Origin of the sequence: Cetobacterium sp., assembly GCF_051658645.1 — a bacterium.
Taxonomy (GTDB): domain Bacteria; phylum Fusobacteriota; class Fusobacteriia; order Fusobacteriales; family Fusobacteriaceae; genus Cetobacterium_A.
On sequence record NZ_JBOFMZ010000016.1, the window covers coordinates 1 to 1972 of the forward strand.

The 1972-nt window shown below is 26.8% G+C and carries 1 protein-coding gene; it reads right to left on the minus strand.

Translation table 11 applies throughout. The features are described from left to right. Positions 1–42: 42 nt before the first annotated feature. The gene (locus ACRCZX_RS00665) at positions 43–1410 is read right to left on the minus strand and encodes an IS4 family transposase (protein WP_438581026.1); all 1368 of its coding nucleotides are present in this window, start codon (positions 1408–1410) and stop codon (positions 43–45) included. Positions 1411–1972 lie beyond the last annotated feature (562 nt).

Here is a 1972-nt window from a genome sequence, read left to right on the forward strand (position 1 = left end):
ATGCTGTTAACAGCACTTACTCAAAGCTATTACTTCAAATCTTTAAATTATCAATTTTAATATATCATCTGAGCTGAACTCCCCTTTCCTTCTACTTTTTATACAGGTTTTAGGAACTAGTATTTTTAATTTATCTATTATTCTAAAAACTTTGTAATCATAATGATGTATTCTATCTAAGTAATATTTAATCTTTTGAAATATCTTCTTCTCACTAAAAATCAAGCTTTTATCCTCAATTTCTTCTCGTAAAATATTTGATAATTCATTGTTCATAAGTATATTGCATAACTTTCCATAGAAATGAACCTCTATTCTTTCCTTTTTTAGTTTTCTAGTGCTTTCATCAATTTCTAATATTGATTTCCAATTTTTAAAATCTAACTCTATCTGCCATCTTAAGCTGTAAATGGGATATATATCTTTTTTTGGATAATCTTTTTTTGGAAGATTTGTTATGATAAATCCATATTTTGCAATATCTCGTTTTTCTTCTCGCAAATAAGGACGTGGATCTCTAATTTTTTTAGTTACTGTTTTTAACCTACGCTCTTCTAGAACACCATCTAACCTTGTTATTATTAATCTACATGGAACTTTTTCAAATGCTGATCCAACATATACATTCTCAACTTCTTTAATTTCCCCTATATTCATAGAACTACAGATTGTTTCTAAATCTAGTTGTACATATCTAGTTTCAGATTTTACATTACCATTCTTAAAATATTTGGCATCAGGATTATTTACAAAAATTGTTTTAGTGCTATTAAGTTTAAGTTTGGATATGAAAAAAGCCTTCTTTTTTAAAATATATTTAAAAAAATCTAAAGAATAGTATCCTAAATCATTTAAGATTAAATCTTTAGCTCGAATAATTTTCTTTAGTTTAGGTAAAAATTTAAAATCATTTTTAGTTCCAGCTGTAATTTTTACATCTACAGGTAGGTTATGTTTTAAATCTTTTATGAAATTAATTTTTAAACTAGAGTATTCACCTTCTTGATTTTTACCACCAGGATAATCTTTCGCTAAAGAACGATGAAGCTTAGAAACACTTGAATCTGTTAAGAGAATACGATTAAAAACTGCTAAACTTTTTTTCTCAGGTTTCTTCATATCTAATATGATATTGAGAAGCCTCAGGAAAATAGCTTTAAGAAACTTAACAAATTTAGAGTTGAATCGCTTATTAATAGCTTCTGAGCTAACAGATAGATTCTCTATTTCAAAAAGATTAAGAGAGATATGGCTGAGTATGTCTTTGGTGATGTTATTTGGAGAAAGTATGACCATCTTGAGTAATTGTATAGGACTAAACTTTCGTATTCTTTTACAGAGGCCAACCTCTTTAGCAATACGATTAATCTCCTCTTCATTAAGTAAAAAGTTTAAACATTTAGATTTCATAAAAAAAGCTCCTTTTATATTAGTAAAAATATTTTACCATAAAAAGAGCTAAAGTATTTGATTTTATTGACTTCTTAAGTTGATGGGTATGGCCAAACGTCGGTTTTTTCCCGAAAACCCCACATTGGATTTAGAAAATTATTTTTTGAAAAAAGTGATTATTTATATATCTAACCTAGTATTTTAAGGGATAGTATCATTTTCTATGATGCTGTCCCTTTTCTCATAAACTACAGTTTTTGAACCTTTTAAATTTAAGGTGGTTATGAGACCAAAATTTTGATAAAATAGTTTCATAACTATTGCCAATAATATTTTCAAAATCTAGGGTTCAAAAACATATGTTACGGAGGCTATTTTAATGAAATTTGGATATGCAAGATGGTGCTAGAATAAGTTTGTAGATATAAAATAATAAATCCTAAAAAGTACACTTTTGTGTACTCCTATTATTGTTCTAATTCAGTGTTCACAAAATTACTTTTTTTAATTTTAGAACAACAGTTCACTAAACTCTAGGTAGTATTTGTATTTTTTTCACAAGCAAGATATAATTAATAAG